Consider the following 19,874-nt stretch of genomic DNA (forward strand, 5'->3'; position numbering starts at 1 on the left):
AACTATATTTCATCAGATTCATCCATTTTCCGACAATAATTTCCTTCGAAAGCCTGAGAAAAAGAGCGGTGGGAGCCGCTCTTCTCAACTTGCGTATGCAATTAAGGCATTTCGTCGTTTGCGAACAGAAGATCATCGTAAGCTTCCGCCGCAAGTTCCCACTCATCATCGTCCTCAATCGTTTCAAGCTGGGGTTCGCCGTTATCGGTCAGGATGACGCGGAACAGCTCAACCTCCTGCTCTTTCTTCATGTCAGGCGACTGCAGAGCGGCATAGACGTACGGGCCAAGCAGGAACTCCGCCTTGATCTCGAATTTGTCGAGACTTCCATGCTCGGAGACCAGCTCGATTACATTCCCGAACACTTCCCGAAGCCGCTCTTGCGGAACCGGAATAATGCGCTCGTCATCTGCCATTAATTTTCCTCCATCTCGCCGAGAAGGGTGTTGAAGGTTTCTTCAACCATATTCCACTCTTCTTCGTCTTCGATCGTATACAGCTTCAGGTCGTCGCCTTCTTCTTCGTAACGGAAAGCGTATACTTCATCTTCCTCGTCATTTTCGCTTGCAAGCGGAACAACCATCATATATTTCGAATCAGAGCCATCCACTTCAAACTTCATGATGACTTCGAATTCTTCTTCGTTGCCGTCTTCATCCGGAATATAAATAATTTCCGGTTCTTCGAACTGCAGGTCATCCTTTGTCATCGCAACCCTCACCTTTTCGTTTTAGAATCGAGATAATTTTGCAAAATAAGCGTTGCCGCCATTTTGTCTATTACTAGCTTTCGCTTCTTCCGGCTAACATCCGCCTCAAGCAAAGTCCGCTCGGCGGATACCGTTGTCAGCCGTTCATCCCAAAGGTGAACAGGCAAGTTTAGTGTTTGCTGAAGCTGCTCTGCGAATGCCATACTTATTTCGCCGCGGGGGCCAATCGTATTGTTCATATTTTTCGGCAGTCCCACAACGATTTCCGTTACTTCATGCTCTTTCACCAGCTCGGCAATCCGATCCATTTCGCCGCCGTCCCTGCGCCTGTGAACGGTTTCCAGTCCCTGCGCAGTCCAGCCGAACGCATCGCTGACCGCAACTCCGATGTTGCGGTCACCGTAATCCAAACCCATTGTCCTCATATCCGGCTCCCAATTCTTATTTCTTGTTGTTCAGATAAAACCGGACAAGCTCTTCAATGAGTTCATCACGTTCTTTCTTGCGAATTAAGCTTCTGGCGTTGTTATGCCGTGGAATGTAGGCGGGATCTCCGGACAGCAAATACCCAACAATCTGATTGATCGGATTGTACTCTTTCTCCAGAAGCGCCTCATGCACCGTAAGCAAAATGTCTTGTGAGGAAGATTCGCCTTCCGCCTTCACATTAAACTTCATCGTGTTGTCCATGGAATTCATCGCCAGCACCTCGCTTTCCAACCGCATTTATTAACTAGTTTATTACATTTACACTGCTATCATATCACATTTGATTGGTTAAGAACCAGTTCTTCGGCAAGTTTCAAAGCTTCGTCCAGCTTCGAAGCGTCTTTGCCGCCGGCTTGTGCCATATCCGGACGTCCGCCGCCGCTGCCGCCGCAATGCGCAGCCGCTTCTTTGACGATCTTGCCGGCATGGAAGCCTTTCTTCACCAGGTCGGCGGATACGGCTGCAACTAGGCTTACTTTGTCCTCTTGCACGGCGCCGAGGATAATAACGGCCGAAGGCAGCTTCGCTTTCAGTTCGTCCGCAATGCCGCGGAGAGCATCCATGGTTGGCGCGCTGACTTTCGCGCTCAATACGGTTACGTCGCCAACCGTCTTCGCGCTTTGCTCAAGGGAGCCTGCTTCGATGCGGCTCAGCTTCGCCTGCAGCGATTCATTCTCGCGGCCCAGCTCTTTCACTTGCGCGAACAGAGCTTCAATCCGTTTTGGAACATCGTTGTTGTTTGCTTTAAGAAGCGCCGAAGCCTGCTTCAAGAGATCAAGCTGACCTTCCATATAGCCGTAAGCATGGCGGCCGGTTACCGCTTCGATGCGGCGTACGCCGGAGCCGATGCCGCTCTCGCTTACCAGCTTGAACATACCGATCTGGGACGTATTCGCGACGTGGCAGCCGCCGCACAGCTCGATGCTGTAAGTGCCGACTTGCACGACGCGCACAATGTCGCCGTACTTCTCGCCGAACAAGGCCATAGCGCCCATTGCTTTTGCTTCCGCAATCGGCTTGCTCTCGATAACAACGGGAGTTCCAATCCAGATTTGCTCGTTGACCTTGCGCTCGATTTCCGTCAGTTCTTCAGGCGTGATGCTGCCGAAATGGGAGAAGTCGAAACGCAGACGGTCTGCTTGCACCAGCGAGCCTGCCTGATTAACATGGTCGCCAAGCACTTCTTTCAGTGCTTTGTGCAGCAAGTGAGTTGCCGTATGGTTCTTGATGACATCCTCGCGTACCGAACGGATTACGACCGCTTCCACGGTCTCTCCCTTACGAACGGTTCCGGAAGCAACCACGGCATGATGCACGCTTTGGCCATGCGGCGCCTTCGTGACGTCTTCAACCTGCAGCGTAAATCCGTTGCCTACGATCGTGCCTTTGTCGCCGATTTGACCGCCGCTTTCCGCATAGAACGGAGTGCGGTCGAGCAGCACAAGCACGCGGCTGCCTTCGCCTACGAGGTCTACCAGCGAATCTTCATGGACGATAGCTGTGATTTGGGCTTCTGTTACCAGTTCATTATAGCCAACAAATTCACTTTTAACCGTAAAGTCGGCCAGCGGACCGCCCTGCACGTTCATGCCGCCCGTATCCTGGCGGGCTGCACGTGCGCGTTCGCGCTGTGCTTCCATCGCGGAGTCAAAGCCTTCGCGGTCAACGGTCATGCCGTTCTCGGAAGCAAAGTCCTCCGTCAGGTCGAACGGGAAGCCGTACGTATCGTACAGGCGGAATGCGTCCTCGCCGCCGATCTCTGTTGTGCCCGCTTTGCGTGCCGCCGCAACCAGATCGGACAGCATTACCAGACCTTCGGACAACGTTTCGTGGAAACGTTCCTCCTCCGTACGGATAACGCGCTCGATAAACTCGCGTTTGTCGACAACCTCCGGATAGTAGACGCCCATAATCTCGCCAACAACCGAAGTCAGTTCATAGAGGAACGGACGGTCGATGCCGATTGTTTTTCCGTAACGCACGGCACGGCGGAGCAAACGGCGGATGATATAGCCGCGGCCTTCATTGGAAGGCATAACGCCGTCGCCCACCGCAAAGGCAACCGTACGGATATGGTCGGCGATTACTTTCAGCGCAACGTCATGCTCATCATTGACATGGTATTTCACGCCCGCGATTTCGCAAGTACGTTCAATGATCGGAATGAACAGATCCGTATCGAAGTTGGAGTCCACATCCTGCAGGATGGAAGCGAAACGCTCGAGACCCGCGCCTGTATCGATGTTTTTGTTCGGAAGCGGCGTGTAGCTGCCGTCTTTGTTATGGTTGAACTGGGAGAATACAAGGTTCCACACTTCGAGGAAGCGCTCGTTCTCGCCGCCAGGCCAGCATTCCGGATCGTTCAGATCGCCGTATTTGTCGCCGCGGTCATAGAAGATTTCGGTACAAGGTCCGCATGGGCCTTCGCCGATATCCCAGAAGTTCTCGTCCAGCTTGTAGATGCGCTCAGCCGGAAGGCCGATTTTCTCGTTCCAGTACTTGTACGCTTCTTCGTCTTCCGGATAGACCGTAACGGAGAGGCGGTCGGGATCGAAGCCGATCCATTCTTTGCTCGTCAGGAACTCCCAAGCCCAAGTGATGACTTCTTCTTTGAAGTAGTCGCCGATGGAGAAGTTGCCCAGCATCTCGAAGAACGTATGGTGACGGCGGGTTTTGCCGACATTCTCGATATCGTTTGTACGAATGCATTTTTGCGAATTCGTGATGCGTGGATTGTCGGGAATGACGCGTCCGTCAAAATAAGGCTTGAGCGGAGCCATGCCCGCATTGATCCAGAGCAGCGACGGATCGTTGTGGGGCACAAGCGATGCGCTTGGCTCGATATGGTGTCTTTTGCTTTCGAAGAAGGAAAGCCATTTGGAACGAATTTCACTTGCTTTCATTGTTTTACGCCTCCGTTTAACATTGAGCTGTACGCACTATGAGAAATTCCGAGCCTTCGGCCGCTGTTGTTTTTGAATTTCTTGAACGATATGTACAAGGTTGAAATTCAAAAACAAAGGCGGGCGCTACCGCTCCAAAAGCTTCGAATTTTCTCTCCGTGCAGAAAGCTCTGATTTTTTAAAAAGTGTCTAAAACATGTTTTTAAACATAAAAAAGTCCCTGTCATAAGACAGGGACGAATTTAATATCGCGGTACCACCCTGGTTATTGCCCGAATGCACGCTTGCCGCCGCATTCAAAAGCAATCTCCTCGTATGGACGATAACGGGTCCTCCCGGTGAAGTTCGTTCACACTCCGAAAGTAGCTTTCGGCCATTCTTCGTCCCAAGAGCTCTTACAGCCGACGCCCGAAGGCGAAGAAGCTCTCTCTCTGATTGACGGGCTATGGCTTACTTCCTTCCATCAACGCTTTGCATGTAATAGTTGCTGCAACTGTCTAAAGTATATCGGCCAACGCGACGTCTGTCAAATGGTCTTTCGCCTGACGTAATAAGCGAAGATATGCTGGACGATCACTTTAAGCGCCGCAAAGATCGGAACCGCCAGAATCATTCCGACAATGCCGGCTATCTCCCCTCCGACCAGCAAGGCGAAGATGATCGCCAGCGGATGAATATGGAGCGTGCGCCCAACCACCTGCGGGGACACGACATTGCCCTCAAGCACCTGGCAAGCCATGTTGACGATGACGACAAACAGCACCATTTTCATCGAAATCGTGGATGCAACGAGAAGGGCCGGAGCCGCGCCAAAGAATGGACCCAAGTACGGAATAATGTTCGTAACCGACACAATGCTGGCGAGCAGCAGCGGATACGGAAGCCCGACAATGATGTAGCCGATATAAGCGAGTATGCCAACGATGATACAGACGATAAATTGCCCCCGAATGTAGCTCCCGAGCGCCGTATCGATATCCTTGAGCAGCCTGACGGTATGCTTGCGGTGCGACTTCGGAACGTAGGTAATAACCGTCCGCTCGAACAAATCGAAATCCTTCAATATATAAAATGCCAGGAACGGGATGATAAAAGCGATAAATACCGCATTTACGACAGACCCGATATTGTTGATGAAATGGGATACGGTATCCGACAGCTTCTTCTCCATCTGATAAATGGACTTGTTCATCCCGTCTCGGATGCTGTCCGGAAGGAAGGAGGTATTGTTCAAGTCGCTCACGAGGCTTTCCGCGCGATAGGTCAGATCGGGAACATGACGGTTCAACTCGTCCATTTGTTCCTTGAACATCGGGATCACATTAACCAATATGACGGCGAGCACCGCGCAAAACACGGCATAAATCAGCAGTACCGCCGCGGTCCGGGGAACCTTCCGCTCATGCAGCATCGTCACAACCGGATTCAACACGTAGGATATGATCATTGCGATAATAAACGGGGCGAGGATCGACCTCAAGAACACGTAAAGATGAATAAAAATAGGCTTTACCAACAGCAGCAGATACAGGGCAAGAAGCCCCATAATGATATAAACCAGCCACACAAACAGACGGCTCTTCGTCAACCGTTCCACCGTCTTCACCCCCGCTTGTTTCATTCCCGTAAGCCATAGATTGACAGAGCAATCTGCTTCAGTATATGTACAAGCGGTCCTTTTCATCCATAAATGCCTAATTCGTATTTATTCCGCCACGATCCACTTCAGCTTCTTATCGATATGCTCCGACCATTCCGCAGGGAGAGGCTCCTCGCAAACAACCGTATCAAGCTGCGCCAGATCCGCAATCTTGTACAGCCGGTTTGCGCCGAACTTGCTGCTATCCGCAAGAATGATGCTTTGCTCGCTCTTTTGCATCATGGTCTGAACGAGAAGCGCCCGGCTGGAGTCAAAGCTTGTTATTCCCTGCTCCGGAGAGATTCCGTCAATGGAAATAAAAGCTTTGTTCACGAAAAAGTTCTCCATGAACTTCTCCGCCAAGGAGCCGGATATCCGGTAATGCCTGGGGTCAATCTTTCCCCCGATAAAAAAGACGTCACCCGAGAACATTTCTTTGTTCTGATAGTCCAGAATCATATTCAAACCGGAAACGGAATTGGTTATGATCGTCAGATTTTTCTTGTACAGAAGATAGGGAATCATCTGCAGCGTTGTGGAACCGTCATCGATAACGATCACGTCATAGTCCTCTACCAGTGCGGCGGCAGCACGGCCAACCCTCTGCTTCTCCTCTACCCTTAATACCTCGCGTTTCAGATGGGAGAGCTCCTCGTAGACAAGGGTCATCTTTACCGCCCCGCCGTATACGCGCTTAAGGCGGTTCTCCGACTCCAGCTCCTCCAGGTAACGCCGGATCGTTTCCGACGAAACGCCAAAGCGTTTCACCAGATCATTCGTCTGAACCTTGCCCGCATCATTAAGGATGTCCAGTATCTCTCTCTTTCGCTCTTCTCCAATTAGCGACATAACGGGCGCCCCCTTCTTCCGATTCTCTTTGCGATACCCATTTCTACTTTTTCCCCGCGGACGGACAAACTCCTTCCATCGCAGGATCGTCTTCTTGTTATTACCAAAACATCTCGTTATTGATCACCTGCAGCAGCTTCACGATATCCTCTTTGTAGATCTCGCCGATATTGCCGATCCTGAATGTGTCGGCCGAGCTGATTTTGCCGGGGTAGACGACAAAGCCGGCAGCTTTCAATTTGTCATACAGCTCTTCGAAGCTGAACCGTTTGCTGGACGGGTAATAGAAGGACGTAATGATCGGAGAATGAAGCTCCTTCGGAAGCAGGGCGCAAAAGCCAAGCTGAGCCATTCCTTCCGCTAGCAGCTGCTGATTCGTCTTATACCGTTGATGGCGCGCTGTTATACCACCCTCTGCCTCCAGCTCGACTAAAGCCTGGTCAAACGCCCGCACCACATGGGTCGGAGAGGTAAAACGCCATTTGCCTCCGCCTTTTTCCATCACCGCCCACTGATCATACAGGTCGAGGGACAATGAACGTGCCTGGCCTTTGCAGGCGAGGAGCGCTTCCGTCCGCGCAATAACAAATCCGAAGCCGGGAACGCCTTGAATGCATTTGTTTGCGCTGCTGATCAGAAAATCAATCGCAAGTTCCGCCACGTCGATCGGAATCCCGCCAAAGCTGCTCATCGCATCCACGATAAAAATTTTGTCGCGAGCTTTAACGATTTTCGATATGTCGGCGATCGGGTTCAGCATGCCCGTTGTTGTCTCGCAATGGACCATGGCAACGTGAGTAATATCCGGCTCGGCCCGAAGGCGTTCCTCAACCGCGGAAGCTTTCACGCATTCCGTCTCGCCGAAGTCCAGAACGGAGGTGGAAATCCCGTACAGGGCGCCCATTTGAGCAATCCGATTGCCATAAGCCCCGTTGGTCAGCACAAGCAGCTTGCCGTCTTGCGGAACAACCGTGCCGATAACGGACTCCACACTGAAGGTGCCGCTGCCCTGCATGAGTACCGAAGTATAAGACTCATGCGAAGAGGTCGCCATCTTCACCAGACGGGTTCGAATGCTCTGCACCAGTCCGTTATAATCCTGGTCCCAAGTGCACCAGTCGCGAAGCATCGCCTCTTTAACCGTGTCCGAAGTCGTAAGCGGTCCTGGAGTCAGCAGCAAATAAGGGCGGTTCATGGACGTTCTCCTCTCTCCATACGAGCGTTGATTTGCGCGATGACGCTATCCAGCTCTCCGATTCGGTCAATGACGTAATGGGCGCCTGCGGCTTGAAGTCTGGCCGCAACGGCGGATTTGCGTTCCGCGAGCTCCGCTTCTGCGCATCCGGCTACTTCCTCCTCTGTCATGCCAAGCTCGCTGCTGCCTACAATTACGCCGACCGTCCAGCAGCCCGCATTTACGCCTTCCAGCATATCGCTTACGGTATCGCCGGCTTTAACAATGTGATGCATCGGATATACGCCAAGCATTTCCGCGTTCCGGTAGATCATCCATGGATAAGGTCTTCCAGCAGAGACTTCCATAGGCGTAACGAGGGTATCCGGCTCATAGCCTTGTTCCTTGGCCCCTTTGCACACCACGTCCATCATCGCTCTTGTATAACCGGTTGTAGAACCAATGGCAATTCCTTGGCTGCGCAATCTATCCGCAAGCTCAACCGCTCCCGGGACTGGCGTCGCATAGTCCTTTAAGGTGCTGAACAACAGCGGTTCAAAGTCCGCGTACAATTCATCGATATCCGCTTCGCCTGGCTTTCTTCCGTAAAGACCTTCCCAAATACCGGCGATCCGCTCCATTTGGCACATAGCCGCGATATGATCCCGCTTCAGCATGCCCATCGGCTGCCTGGCTTCCTCAACCGTTACCTGAACTCCCTTGCGCGCAAAGACCTCCACAAAAACGTTAAGCGGCGCAAAGCAGCCGAAATCAACCATGGTGCCTGCCCAATCCAGCATGACTGCTTTAATCATGATTCATCTCTCCTTATTGGTTTCTCGGTTATTGATTTCTCATTATTGCTCTCTCGTTTGCCAAGCTTGCGTTCTCTTCTTAATCTGATGGGTGACCGCTTCATAGAGCAGCCGTACCCCTATATTCGTCATTACAATCAAGGTCGACATCGCGGCTGCAGGCGCTATATCCCCCGCATCCTCCATATTTACGATGGATACGGAGGCCAGCTTCAGATCTGCCGCATAGAGGAACATTACCGCCGACACGGTTACCATGGAATTGATGAAGAAATACATCGCCATCTCCAGAACGGCCGGCAGACATAAGGGAAGCGTCACTCTCAGCAAGGTTTTGTACCTAGGAACGCCTAAAGAGTCGGAGGCCGTTTCAATCTCGCGGTCCAGCTTCTTCAGTGCGCTTGTTGCCGTAACAAAAGCTACGGAGTAGAAATGTGCAATATTTGCCAGCACCAGAATCCAGATCGTTCCGTAAATGCCGTGCATCGGATTGCTTGCTTTGTTGAAGAAAAAGATATACGACAGGCCAAGCACGATGCCCGGCAGCGCCAGCGGAAGGATCGATAGGAAATAACCCGCCTGCCGGAGTACCGGCAGGGTCTTCGTCTTCTCAATCAGATAAGCGCCTGCGAAAGTAACGGCCGTTCCGATTACCGCAGTCCAGGCGGACATCCGCAAGCTGGTCCAGAACGGCTGCAAGCTGCCTCCGGCTACTTTGCTGAAATCGTAATGCTTCAAGGATAGCGAAAGATTATACGGCCATATCTTGATGACCGAAGCTGCGAAAACCGTCCCGATTAAGAGCAGGATCATCCCCGAGGAAGCGATGCAGAAGGCTAGGAAAAACCCGTCTCTTTTCCGGCTGGGCGATATGCGGTACGGCACCGCTCTTGCGCTGATGGCATGCTGTCTGCTCGTTATAAACCGGTCGACGATAAAAGCAAGGATGGCGGGAAGCGTCAGAATAATGCCGACCGTAGCTCCCATCCCCATATTTTGCTGGCCGATAACCTGCTTATAGATTTCCGTTGCCAGCACATTATAGCTGCCGCCGACAACCTGCGGTGCTCCGAAGTCCGTAAAGGCCAGCGTGAAGCAGACAAAGAACGAAGAAATAAGGCCATATTTCATGTTGGGAAGGGTGATGGTGAAAAAGATTCTCCCTTTTCCGGCCCCCATGGTTTTGGCAGCCTCGTACAGATTGAAATCCGCGAAGCTTAAGGAAACAACAAGGATAAGACAGGCTTGCGGAAAGGTGTACATGACCTCCGCCATAACAATGCCCGTTGGGCCGTACAGACCAATATCCCAATGGAAGGGCAACGCGTCAAAAAAGCCGGTTGTAACCAAACCCTGGTTGCCGAACAAGTAGGTTAATCCGATCCCCAGCATCATCGTTGGAGCGAATAGCATAAGTAGCGATACCGTTTTGAAAAACATTTTCCCGGGAACGTTCGTCCGGGTAAGGGCGAATGCGAACAAAAAGCCCAGTACGACGGACAGGATTGCGGTCAAAGCGGAAACGTATACCGTGTGCTGCAAGGAGCTCAGCAATGCGGGCGTGGAGAAATAATCGATAAAGTTCTCTAATCCGTTATATTCGCCTTGTTTGTCCGTAACCGCTTTGCTGAACAGCGAGAACAAAGGAAGCAGAATCATGACGCATAATCCCGCAAGCATCAGCAGCATTGCAATACGTTCAAACCAGCTGCCATTTCCCCGTTTGAGGAGCATGGCTGTATGCCATTTCGCGAGTCTCATCCAACCACCTCAAGTCGCTCCCGGCGGTTTGCGCCAAAGCCTATCAAATGCTCCTCGGGCAATTGAAAAAAGACGCGGCGGTTCTTTTCAAGTTGATACTGCTTAACGATGGAGCGGTTCACGTCCGCCATCATTCCATTCGGGAAATAACGGCTCATCGGACCTTGCGCCTTCATCGTTACCCGGTAGAAGGAGCCCCGGAATTCCAGGCTTTCCACCACCGCTTCATAGTTTCCCGTCTCCTGCACAAGAACAAGCCTTACATGCTCCGGTCTAATCGCCAGCGCGTCTCCGCCGTCCATAGGTTCAAGAAAGTTGACCGCACCGATAAAATCGGCGACAAACCGGCTGTTTGGCCGTTCGTAAATCTCTTCGGGGGCTCCGGACTGAATAACCTTGGCGTTGTTCATTACAACAACGGTATCCGCCATCGTAAGAGCCTCCTCCTGATCATGGGTAACCATAATCGTCGTCATGCCAAGCTGCTCATGCAGTCTGCGAATCTCGAGGCGAAGCTTCTCTCTCACCTTGGCGTCAAGTGCGGACAACGGCTCGTCGAGCAGCAGGAAATCGGGAGATAACGCAATCGCGCGGGCTAGGGCTACCCGCTGCTGTTGTCCGCCCGACAGTTGGGCGGGATATTTCTTCGCAGAGGACAAAAGATCAACCATGCCGAGCACTTCCTCTACCTTGCTCTGCATTTGCGGCTTGGACATTTTTTTCTCCTTTAATCCGTAAGCAACATTCTGGGCTACCGTTAAATTCGGAAAAAGGGCATATGACTGGAACATAAACCCTACATTGCGTTTAGCGGGAGGCAAGGATGTAATATCCTTGCCCTCTACCGCCATCCGGCCGCTATCCGGCGTTTCGAGTCCCGCAATCATCCGAAGCAAGGTCGTCTTGCCGCAGCCGCTTGGCCCCAGCAAGCATACGAATTCATTTTTTGGAATCTCGATGTGAATCGGCTCAAGCGCTGTAAACGATCCGAATGTCTTGCGGATGCCTTGTATGGATAAATAGCTCTGTGGCATAGAACCGTGTCCTCCTTCGGATCAGCTTTTATTTCTTTTCGCTTTTGGCTTCATAACGTTTCGACCATTCCGCAAGCGTTGCGTCACGGGTCTCCGCGGCTTTGTTCAGATCAAGCTTGACCAGCTGGCTGATTGGATCCTTCGAGTAACCTTCCGGAATAACGGAAGAATCGGTCTTCATCGCAAGAATCGCGTAGTTCTCGTTGTATTTCTTCATAGGCTCCTCGGAGATTGCCCAGTCGAGGAATTCTTTTGCTTCCGGCTTGATGTTGTCTTTCTTCATCAGCGCATTGGCTTCAACATCCCAGCCCGAGCCTTCGGCCGGAAATACCACCTCTACAGGTGCTCCGCCTTTTTTCTCTTGAATCGCGCGGTAACCAAAGGAAATGCCAATCGGGTATTCCCCGGTGCCTGCCATCTTCGCCGGCTTGGAGCCGGATTCGGTGTATACGGCAATATTTTGATCCAGCTTATCCAGGTAGCTCCATGCATCGCTGTCGCCCATTAACTGCTGAAGGCCGTTAACCGTCAGGAAGCCCGTGCCGGAGGAAGCCGGATTCGGCATAACGATCAAACCTTTGTATTCCGGTTTGATCAGATCGGCATACGATTTCGGAATTTCAAGCCCCTTCTTCTTCAGCTCTGCCGTATTGACGGCAAAGGCCGTTTCCCAAGCATCGATGCCCACCCAGTGTGCCGGTTCTTGCTTATCCTTGAATTCCGGCTGAATGTTCTCAATCCCCTTTGGCGAATACCCTTCCAGCATATTGTTCTGGTCGAGGACAAGCAGGCTTGTTGCGGCCGTTCCCCATACCACGTCGGCAACCGGATTATCTTTTTCCGCCAGCAGCTTTGCCGTAATAACCCCCGTCGAATCGCGTACGATATTCACTTTCACATTTGGATGAGCGGCTTTGTACGATTCAAGATAAGTTTGAATCTGGTCATCCTCGAGCGCGGTGTAAACCGTAAGCTCTGCATTTGCTTCTGCTGCCGCTTTGTTGCCATTAGCCCCTTGCTGTGCATTCGTATTGTTTTTGTTACCGCCGCATGCTGTTAACGCAGAGATGATAAGTACTGTCGTAAGTGCTGTTCCTACCCACTTCTTCATAAACTCTTTCTCCTCCACCTCATCGTAATCGCCTTGTTTAAGACAGTTATAGCTTAACGCCCATTTGTAAAATCAGTATTAATTCCATGTTAATAAATTGTTTTTGTTTGATTTTTGTTGTTTTTAGTTGCGTTTCAATATAAGCCTCTATCATGAACCAACTTAACTCTTCACTGTTCGTGCGGTATTATCGCAACGTAAAATAAGCGTCCTTCTTGGCATTCCCTTTGTTTTGGTTGGATTTCAACCTATAAAAACAGCAAAAAGGACGGCCCTAAGCCGTCCTGAAGTCGTCAACCGATCTATGAAACCGCTAATTGATTTGAATTTGCGGCATTTCCTCTTCAAAGAACAAATCGTCGAGCGAACTTAACGTTCCGTCCTCTTCCACTTGATAGACCGACATCTTCTCACCGTTGACCGTCAGCTCTATGAAGCAGCCCCAGCAGTAGAACTGATGGGAACCGATTTTACCAATATCCTTTGAATTGCAATTGGGACATCTCATCATCTTTCATTTCTCCCTATTTATCGAATTGGAAGCTGCGACAGGCTCCAATTCCGCTTCACTGACAGCAGGAACGATAATCGCGTCTTCCCCGAGCAGCACGGCATCCGGATCATCCGGGGCCTTCAGCCATTTGCGCCCTTCCATCAGATCCGATATAAAGCCATCCGTAAGCTCATAGCCTACTATTTGTGTACCCTGAAACGGGTAAAAATAAACATCGGATACTCTTCCTAGCTGTATGCCTTGCACCGTTACGACAGGCAATTCCTTCAGCTTTACCACGCCGGTCTCAAAAGAACGTCCGATTTCGGCCGCTTTAACCGGCTTTATGGCGGATTCCCTTGATATAAATATCGCGTCTTCGCCGCAGGTTAATACTTCTGCCCATTCCACGGTTTTAACCGATGTCGCAAACCATTTTGCGCCTTCCACGATAAGACCGATTAACCGCCAATGTTCATCGAACCAAGCGTCCTTGACAAAGCCGACATGCTTGCCGGAATGAATGACAAGCACCGGCAGCCCGATTAATTGCTGGAGTTTGATCATGGCGTGCTCGGGGCCTCCTACTGATTGGTACGGATCCGCTCCACGATTGTCGCGATTTTGCGTGCAGCGTCTTCCAGTTCCTCCACAGTATTCCCCAAACCAAAGCTGAATCGTACAGCCGAATTCAAACGTTCCTCCGGAAGGTTCATTGCCTTCAGCACATGTGACCTTTCGAGCGAACCCGACGTACAGGCAGAACCGCTAGCCGCGGCAATGCCTTCCATGTCGAGGTTCATAAGCATCGTCTCCGTATCAATCCCGATAAAGCTGATATTTACGATGTTCGGAAGATAATGCTCTGCGTTTCCGTTTATAACGATCTCCGTTTGCCCGGCCAGCGCGGATTTCAGCTTGTCTACCCATTCTGTACGAAGCTTGTCCAGGAAAAGTTTCTTGCTCCCCGGATTGTTCACACAAATTTCAACAGCTTTAGCGAAACCGGTAATGCCGGCGACATTCTCCGTCCCCGGTCTCCGCTTTCGCTCCTGCGATCCACCGTGAGCGATAGGCTCAAACGGCGTGCCGTTTGCCAAATATAAAGCGCCTACGCCCTGCGGACCGTTTATTTTATGCGCGGAAAAGCTCATCAAATCAACCGGCAGCTCGGACAGCCGGTACGCAGCCGTGCCAAAGGATTGAACGGCATCCACATGGAACAATATGCCATGGGCATGGGCAAGCTCGCCAATCTCTTCGATTGGCTGCAAGGTGCCGATTTCGTTGTTCCCGTGCATAATGCTGATAAGCCCCGTAGTTGGCCGAATCGCTGCGGCAATCTCGTCCACCGAGACGCGGCCTGTCTGATCTACCGGCAGGTACGTCACTTCATAACCTGCCTCGGCTAACGCCTCGCAGGTATGCAGGACGGCATGATGCTCCGCGCTTGATGTAATGATATGGGTTTTGCCCTTCTTCCTCATCGCCGCCGCTGCGCCGATAATAGCCGCATTGTCGCTTTCCGTTCCGCCGGAGGTGAAGATCAGCTCGGATGGCTTGCATCCGAGCGCGGCCGCGATCAAATCGCGGGCCCGGTTCACTCTCTGCTTCGCCGCGCGCCCGAAGGCATGCATGCTGGACGGGTTGCCGCCGGCCCCCGTCATCACTTCCAGCATCGCTGCGGCTACATCCGGGTGCATCGGCGTTGTAGCTGCGTGGTCAAAATAATACTTTTGCATACGAATCCCTCATTAAATATAGAACATATAGCTGTCGGCAACGCCGGCATCCTGGTAGTTCACCAGATCGGCCAAGGTTGTCTGATCAAGCACGCTTGCGATACTGTCGCGGATGCGCAGCCACAAATCGCGTTTGGCCGGGTCATCCTCTTCCGTGAAATCTACCGGGGAAATCGGGCCTTCCAATATACGAATCACGTCACCGGCCGTAATCGTCTCCGGTTCCTTGGACAAGATATAACCGCCATAAGCGCCGCGAATACTTTTTACGAGTCCGGCATTGCGAAGCGGTGCAACCAATTGCTCCAGGTAGTGTTCGGAAAGCTGATTGCGCTCGGCAATGCTCTTAAGTGAAATCGGACCTTCGCCGAATTTTCCCGCAAGCTCCATCATAATGGTGAGGCCGTAACGGCCTTTCGTCGATATTTTCATATTCGGGCACCTCTCTTAAGTAGTAGTTGTTCCAATCGATAGCGCGTATGTTAGCGTATTGTTTGTTATAATTACGGGTATTCCCATATCATATCTATGTTAACACAACCTTTTGCGACATGCGAGAAAAGGATTGACTTTTCATGAAAAAGTTTCTCGACTATGTTACAATAGTACGAAGTCCGTTCGCGGAGAGCAACTCTTGCGAGACGGTCTTAGAAGTGTGAAGAACAAGGTGGTGCGCGTGATGGTCAAATCGAAGCAGGAAACACGCGTCGTTGTCGGGATGTCCGGCGGAGTTGACTCCTCCGTAACGGCTCTGCTGCTCAAGCAGCAAGGCTATGACGTGGTTGGCATATTTATGAAAAACTGGGATGACACCGATGAATTCGGGCATTGCACGGCGGAAGAGGACGCTGAGGATGTGCGCCGGGTTTGCGACCAGATCGGGATCCCTTATTATACCGTAAACTTTGAGAAGCAGTATTTCGATAAAGTGTTTACTTATTTCCTCGATGAATACAAGCGCGGCCGGACGCCTAATCCGGATGTGATGTGCAACCGGGAGATCAAGTTCGGGGATTTCCTCAAAAAAGCGAACGAGCTTGGAGCCGATTATCTGGCAACCGGCCATTATGCCCGGGTTGAACGGACCGAAGACGGCGAGACAAGGCTGCTCCGCGGCGTTGACGGCAATAAGGATCAAACTTATTTCCTGAGCGCTTTGAATCAGAAGCAGCTCGAGAAAGCCATGTTCCCGATCGGGCATCTGCCTAAGCCGGAAGTACGCCGCATTGCGGAAGAGGCGGGTCTGTATACCGCGAAGAAAAAAGACAGCACCGGCGTTTGCTTTATCGGAGAGCGCAACTTCAAGGAATTCCTGAGCGGTTATCTGCCTGCACGCCCCGGCGATATGGTTGATATCCGTACCGGCGAGGTAAAAGGACGACATGACGGCCTCATGTATTATACGCTAGGCCAGCGTCAAGGCCTTGGAATCGGCGGATCCGGCAACGGCGAGCCGTGGTTTGTGGCTGACAAGGATCTGGAGCGCAACATTCTTTACGTTGTGCAGGGCGAATCCCATCCAAGCCTGTATTCCACGGGACTTACGGCAAGCGGCATGAACTGGATTGCGCCTCATCGACCGGAAGGCACCTTCCGCTGCACCGCGAAGTTCCGTTACCGCCAGCCCGATCAAGGCGTAAGCGTAACGCTGCAAGCCGACGGCACGGCAGAAGTTGTATTCGACAATCCGCAAAAGGCGATTACGCCTGGGCAAGCCGTTGTTTTGTACGATGGCGATCTCTGCCTTGGCGGCGGCACGATTGATGTCGTTCACAAGATTGATGAAGCCGCGTTTGAAGCGTTGGCCAAATAAAAGAAGCGAACCCCCTTGCCCGAGTGGACAAGGGGGTTTATTTTTTCCTCATGAATGTCCCTCCGCTTTACCTTCCGGACCGGATCTCCCTTTCCATACGCCCTGCTGCGCCTGCATGTTGAGCTTATGCAACAGAACGCGCGAAATCCGCAAGTGATCCGTTTCCTCGATAATAAACGCATATTCCCCGCCATAGTCAATTCGCTGCCCGCTTGTTGGCGGAATTTCGATCTGTGAGTAAATCCAGCCGCCAATCGTATCGTAATTGTCGCTTTCGATATCCATGCCGAAATAGCTGTTCACTTCCTCGATCAGCATCATCCCGCTGATGGAGTAGACCGAATCGTCCCGCTTCTCGATCTCCGCCCGCTCTTCGTCAAATTCATCCTGAATCTCTCCAACTATCTCTTCCATAATGTCTTCCAGCGTTACGAGACCGGATGTTCCTCCGTATTCATCGATGAGCATGGCGATTTGCGCTTTTCTCTTTTGCATCAGGATAAGCAGATTGCTGATTTGCATCGAATCGGGAACCGTCGTAATCGCCCTTGTAATCTGCCGGATATCGGTCAGGCTATGCGTCGTGTCCTTCAGCAAGTCTTTTATATGAACGAAACCGATAATATTGTCCTTGTCATGATCGCAGACGGGATATCTCGTATGCATCTCGTTTAACGCGATAGCCTTGTTGTCTTCCAGAGACAGATGAACATACAGGCAGACCATCTCCGTGCGCGGAATCATAATCTCTCGGGCATTGGTCTCGGCAAATTCAAATATATTATCGACAAGAGTCAGCTCCGTATTGTTGATCAGTCCGCTCTTATGGCTCTCCTGCATGAGAATGCGGATTTCTTCCTCCGTATGGGCGGAATGCTGCTCGGATGCCGGCTCGACGCCAAGCCGCTTCAGGAGCTGGTTCGCCAGACCGTTTAATACCCAGATAAACGGATACATCAGCTTGTGGAACATGACGAGAGGCGTTGCGGTAAGCAGGGTTACGGTTTCCGCCTTGCGGATAGCCAGCGTTTTGGGGGCGAGTTCACCGAGGACGATATGGAGAATGGTAATAAATAAAAAGGCGATGATGAAGGAAATCGAATGAATCCACACCGGATTGCCCCAGCCAAGCGCGAAAAACCACGGCTCGATCAAATCCTTGATCGCCGGTTCCCCTATCCAGCCAAGACCAAGCGAGGCCAGTGTAATCCCCAGCTGGCACGCAGACAAATAGGCATCGAGATTGCCCGTCAAATGCGAGGCAAGCTTCGCCCGCATATGACCCTCGGCCGCCAGCGTTTCGATCCGGGTGCCCCGGACCTTGACCATGGCGAATTCCGCGGCAACAAACAGACCGTTCATAAACACCAGAAAAACGATAAGAACCAGCTGCATAACCATCGGAAGCGGATCACTCAATACAGTCCCCTGCAGCCGTGCGACCTGCACAGCAGCAGGTGCACCTCCTTCGAGAAGGGAATTTGCGATTCTGTAAAGATACGGTAATTTAAGTTTATTCCGCGTAAACCTTGCATTATGACGATTTATTGCCTTCGAATATTGTTCAAAAAGGCAAAGTCGAAACGAATGCCCGATCTGTTATAATGACATCAATTCATCCAATAAAACAAAGGGGAATTTTCTGATGAAACGTATCCTTTTTATCTGCTTGGCCGCCTTATTCTTGGTGCCGGGCATCGCAATGGCTCATTCCAAGATTACCGTATCCACCCCTGCCAATGAGGAGACCGTTACCGTCTCTCCTGCCGAGATTTCCATGACCTTCAACACCAATATCGAAAAGCTGAGCCAATTTAAGCTGCTCGATGAATCCGGCAATCAAGTTCCGACCGGAGATATTTCCGTAAGCAAGGCGACCATGAGCGGTTCGGTGACAGAACCCCTGAAGAATGGGGCCTATACGGTAAAATGGACGATTATCGGCGCTGACGGTCATGCGGTTGACGGCGAATACGCCTTTAAGGTTAATGCCCCGGAAGCAACGCCTTCTAAAGCGCCGGAAGCCGCGGCAACCCCGGCTGATTCGTCTCCGTCTCCAAGTGCCGAAGTTACGGAAGCACCGGATGCAAGCGCATCTGCGGATGATAACGCCTCCGAGGAGCCTTCTCCTTCGGCTCCGGCAGAGGACGCTAAGGCTGAGTCCGGCAATAACAATGGTGTCAATGCCGCGGTTTGGGTAATTGCCGGCGTGATTGTGATTGCAGGGGTAGCTATCGTGATCCGGAGGGGCCGCAAATGAGTTACGTCAGCGAGGCTCTGCTCTATGTCTGCTTCGCCATCCTGACCGGAACGTTAATTCTGCGGGTTGTACCGGAGCAAAGACGCCCGGAGATACATATCCCGAGCTGGCTGCTACTCGTTTGCGCGCTTGCGATTCCGGTACTCGAATACGTGCCTATTCATGATTCCGCGGTGCTATTTGCCAAGGATACGGACGTTACGTATGGCGAGATGGTGAAAAGCATCCTGTTGGACTTGAACAACGGCAAAGCCTGGATCTGGTCGGCTGTGGCTTCCGTCGGCCTTGCTTTCCTGCTTGGCCTGCCTTCCTTCCGCAACGATAAGCATATGCCGAAGGTCAGCTTGTTCATTATGTTCCTGTTAATTCTCTGGCTTGGTTATGCCAGCCATGCGACTTCGCTTTACGGCACCAAGGGGTGGCTTGTGCACTCCGCCCATTTCCTTGCCGTAACCGTGTGGATTGGCGTGCTGATGATTGCCAGCTGGTTCTCCGTGAGCGGTCGCAACTGGGAGGCGTTCCTGACCTGGTTCTCGCCGCTTGCCATCGGCTGCATGCTGATTACTTTTATCGCCGGCATTACGCTTATGACCTTTACTACGCCGCAGTACGTCAATTCGTGGATGCTTCCTTACGGGCAGATGCTTCTGCTGAAGCATTTGCTGCTTGCGCCGCTTCTTTTATTTGCTTATACGAACGGCTTCGGCTACCGGAACAAGCTTAAGGTGAACAGCGGCTTTAACCCCCTCCCGTGGCTCAAAGCGGAGAGCATCATCGCGTTGCTGCTCTTTATCGTCACCGGAGTGCTGGGCCAGCAGACGCCTCCCCATAATGTGAAGGAAACGCTGCAAGGGGTCTCTCCTTCCAAGCTGTTCACGACAGTCTACAACGGACATTTCAGTCCCGATCTGACTCTAAAGCTTTCCATCGGGCTGGACAGCATTCTTATGCTTGCCGCGGCTCTCGTCATGATCTACGGACTCATTCAGATGTACAAGGAAAACAAAATTTTACCGGCTTTTGTTATGGGGCTGCTGACGACGGTATTTGGTTACTTTGCCCTCATGTTCGGTATTGGTTAA

Annotated in this window: 20 protein-coding genes; 3 read left to right on the forward strand and 17 right to left on the reverse strand. The window is 51.7% G+C overall.

Translation table 11 applies throughout. The annotated features are described in order from the left end of the window. Positions 1-101 precede the first annotated feature (101 nt). From PGL01S_RS10995 to cymR, 16 genes are all read right to left on the reverse strand, one after another. The gene (locus PGL01S_RS10995; RefSeq protein WP_127494459.1) at positions 102-416 is read right to left on the reverse strand and encodes a DUF1292 domain-containing protein; all 315 of its coding nucleotides are present in this window, start codon (positions 414-416) and stop codon (positions 102-104) included. Then, the gene (locus tag PGL01S_RS11000; protein WP_015845905.1) at positions 416-709 is read right to left on the reverse strand and encodes a DUF1292 domain-containing protein; all 294 of its coding nucleotides are present in this window, start codon (positions 707-709) and stop codon (positions 416-418) included. The genes PGL01S_RS10995 and PGL01S_RS11000 overlap by 1 nt, the downstream gene beginning before the upstream one ends. Before the next feature lie 8 nt (positions 710-717). Next, complete coding sequence (gene ruvX, locus PGL01S_RS11005; RefSeq protein WP_127494461.1) at positions 718-1,134, reverse strand: Holliday junction resolvase RuvX; 417 nt, start codon at positions 1,132-1,134, stop codon at positions 718-720. Positions 1,135-1,150: 16 nt separating this feature from the next. Continuing rightward, positions 1,151-1,408, reverse strand: coding sequence for an IreB family regulatory phosphoprotein (locus tag PGL01S_RS11010; protein ID WP_015845907.1), 258 nt, complete (start codon positions 1,406-1,408; stop codon positions 1,151-1,153). 59 nt (positions 1,409-1,467) lie between these two features. Continuing rightward, on the reverse strand, positions 1,468-4,101 hold the full coding sequence (gene alaS, locus PGL01S_RS11015) for an alanine--tRNA ligase (protein ID WP_127494463.1): 2,634 nt from the start codon (positions 4,099-4,101) through the stop codon (positions 1,468-1,470). A gap of 526 nt (positions 4,102-4,627) precedes the next feature. After that, complete coding sequence (locus tag PGL01S_RS11020; RefSeq protein ID WP_127494465.1) at positions 4,628-5,698, reverse strand: AI-2E family transporter; 1,071 nt, start codon at positions 5,696-5,698, stop codon at positions 4,628-4,630. A 108-nt stretch (positions 5,699-5,806) separates the two neighbouring features. Then, positions 5,807-6,589, reverse strand: a complete 783-nt coding sequence (locus PGL01S_RS11025) for a DeoR/GlpR family DNA-binding transcription regulator (protein ID WP_127494467.1) — start codon at positions 6,587-6,589, stop codon at positions 5,807-5,809. 100 nt (positions 6,590-6,689) lie between these two features. Continuing rightward, complete coding sequence (gene phnW / locus PGL01S_RS11030) at positions 6,690-7,784, reverse strand: 2-aminoethylphosphonate--pyruvate transaminase (RefSeq protein WP_127494469.1); 1,095 nt, start codon at positions 7,782-7,784, stop codon at positions 6,690-6,692. Next, complete coding sequence (phnX, locus tag PGL01S_RS11035; protein ID WP_127494471.1) at positions 7,781-8,578, reverse strand: phosphonoacetaldehyde hydrolase; 798 nt, start codon at positions 8,576-8,578, stop codon at positions 7,781-7,783. Before phnX ends, phnW begins: the two co-directional genes overlap by 4 nt. Positions 8,579-8,620: 42 nt before the next feature. Then, a complete protein-coding gene (locus tag PGL01S_RS11040) occupies positions 8,621-10,339 on the reverse strand; it encodes a putative 2-aminoethylphosphonate ABC transporter permease subunit (RefSeq protein ID WP_127494473.1) in 1,719 nt (572 codons plus the stop codon). After that, on the reverse strand, positions 10,336-11,373 hold the full coding sequence (locus tag PGL01S_RS11045; protein WP_127494476.1) for an ABC transporter ATP-binding protein: 1,038 nt from the start codon (positions 11,371-11,373) through the stop codon (positions 10,336-10,338). Before PGL01S_RS11045 ends, PGL01S_RS11040 begins: the two co-directional genes overlap by 4 nt. Positions 11,374-11,401: 28 nt before the next feature. Further along, on the reverse strand, positions 11,402-12,484 hold the full coding sequence (locus tag PGL01S_RS11050) for a putative 2-aminoethylphosphonate ABC transporter substrate-binding protein (protein WP_127494478.1): 1,083 nt from the start codon (positions 12,482-12,484) through the stop codon (positions 11,402-11,404). A gap of 313 nt (positions 12,485-12,797) precedes the next feature. After that, the gene (locus tag PGL01S_RS11055; protein WP_015845916.1) at positions 12,798-12,995 is read right to left on the reverse strand and encodes a YrzR-like zinc ribbon domain; all 198 of its coding nucleotides are present in this window, start codon (positions 12,993-12,995) and stop codon (positions 12,798-12,800) included. A gap of 3 nt (positions 12,996-12,998) precedes the next feature. Continuing rightward, positions 12,999-13,544: a PRC-barrel domain-containing protein gene (locus PGL01S_RS11060; protein WP_127494480.1), complete on the reverse strand. Its 546-nt coding sequence runs from the start codon at positions 13,542-13,544 to the stop codon at positions 12,999-13,001. A gap of 17 nt (positions 13,545-13,561) precedes the next feature. Then, complete coding sequence (locus tag PGL01S_RS11065) at positions 13,562-14,719, reverse strand: cysteine desulfurase family protein (protein WP_127494482.1); 1,158 nt, start codon at positions 14,717-14,719, stop codon at positions 13,562-13,564. 12 nt (positions 14,720-14,731) lie between these two features. Beyond that, entirely contained in the window at positions 14,732-15,151 is a 420-nt protein-coding gene (cymR, locus tag PGL01S_RS11070; RefSeq protein WP_015845919.1) for a cysteine metabolism transcriptional regulator CymR, read from the reverse strand. Positions 15,152-15,395: 244 nt separating this feature from the next. Between cymR and mnmA the strand changes: the two genes are divergently transcribed. Next, positions 15,396-16,532, forward strand: a complete 1,137-nt coding sequence (gene mnmA, locus PGL01S_RS11075; protein WP_268960390.1) for a tRNA 2-thiouridine(34) synthase MnmA — start codon at positions 15,396-15,398, stop codon at positions 16,530-16,532. Positions 16,533-16,580: 48 nt separating this feature from the next. Here mnmA and PGL01S_RS11080 read toward each other — a convergent pair whose 3' ends face one another. Further along, positions 16,581-17,933: a hemolysin family protein gene (locus tag PGL01S_RS11080; protein ID WP_127494693.1), complete on the reverse strand. Its 1,353-nt coding sequence runs from the start codon at positions 17,931-17,933 to the stop codon at positions 16,581-16,583. A 244-nt stretch (positions 17,934-18,177) separates the two neighbouring features. On the opposite strand from PGL01S_RS11080, the gene PGL01S_RS11085 reads away from it, so the two are divergent. After that, positions 18,178-18,792 (forward strand): copper resistance CopC family protein, encoded by a 615-nt coding sequence (locus PGL01S_RS11085; protein ID WP_127494484.1) that lies wholly within the window; start codon positions 18,178-18,180, stop codon positions 18,790-18,792. Then, complete coding sequence (locus PGL01S_RS11090; protein WP_127494487.1) at positions 18,789-19,874, forward strand: CopD family protein; 1,086 nt, start codon at positions 18,789-18,791, stop codon at positions 19,872-19,874. Before PGL01S_RS11085 ends, PGL01S_RS11090 begins: the two co-directional genes overlap by 4 nt.

The sequence above is a fragment of the Paenibacillus glycanilyticus NBRC 16618 genome (assembly GCF_004000805.1).
Lineage (GTDB): Bacteria > Bacillota > Bacilli > Paenibacillales > Paenibacillaceae > Pristimantibacillus > Pristimantibacillus glycanilyticus.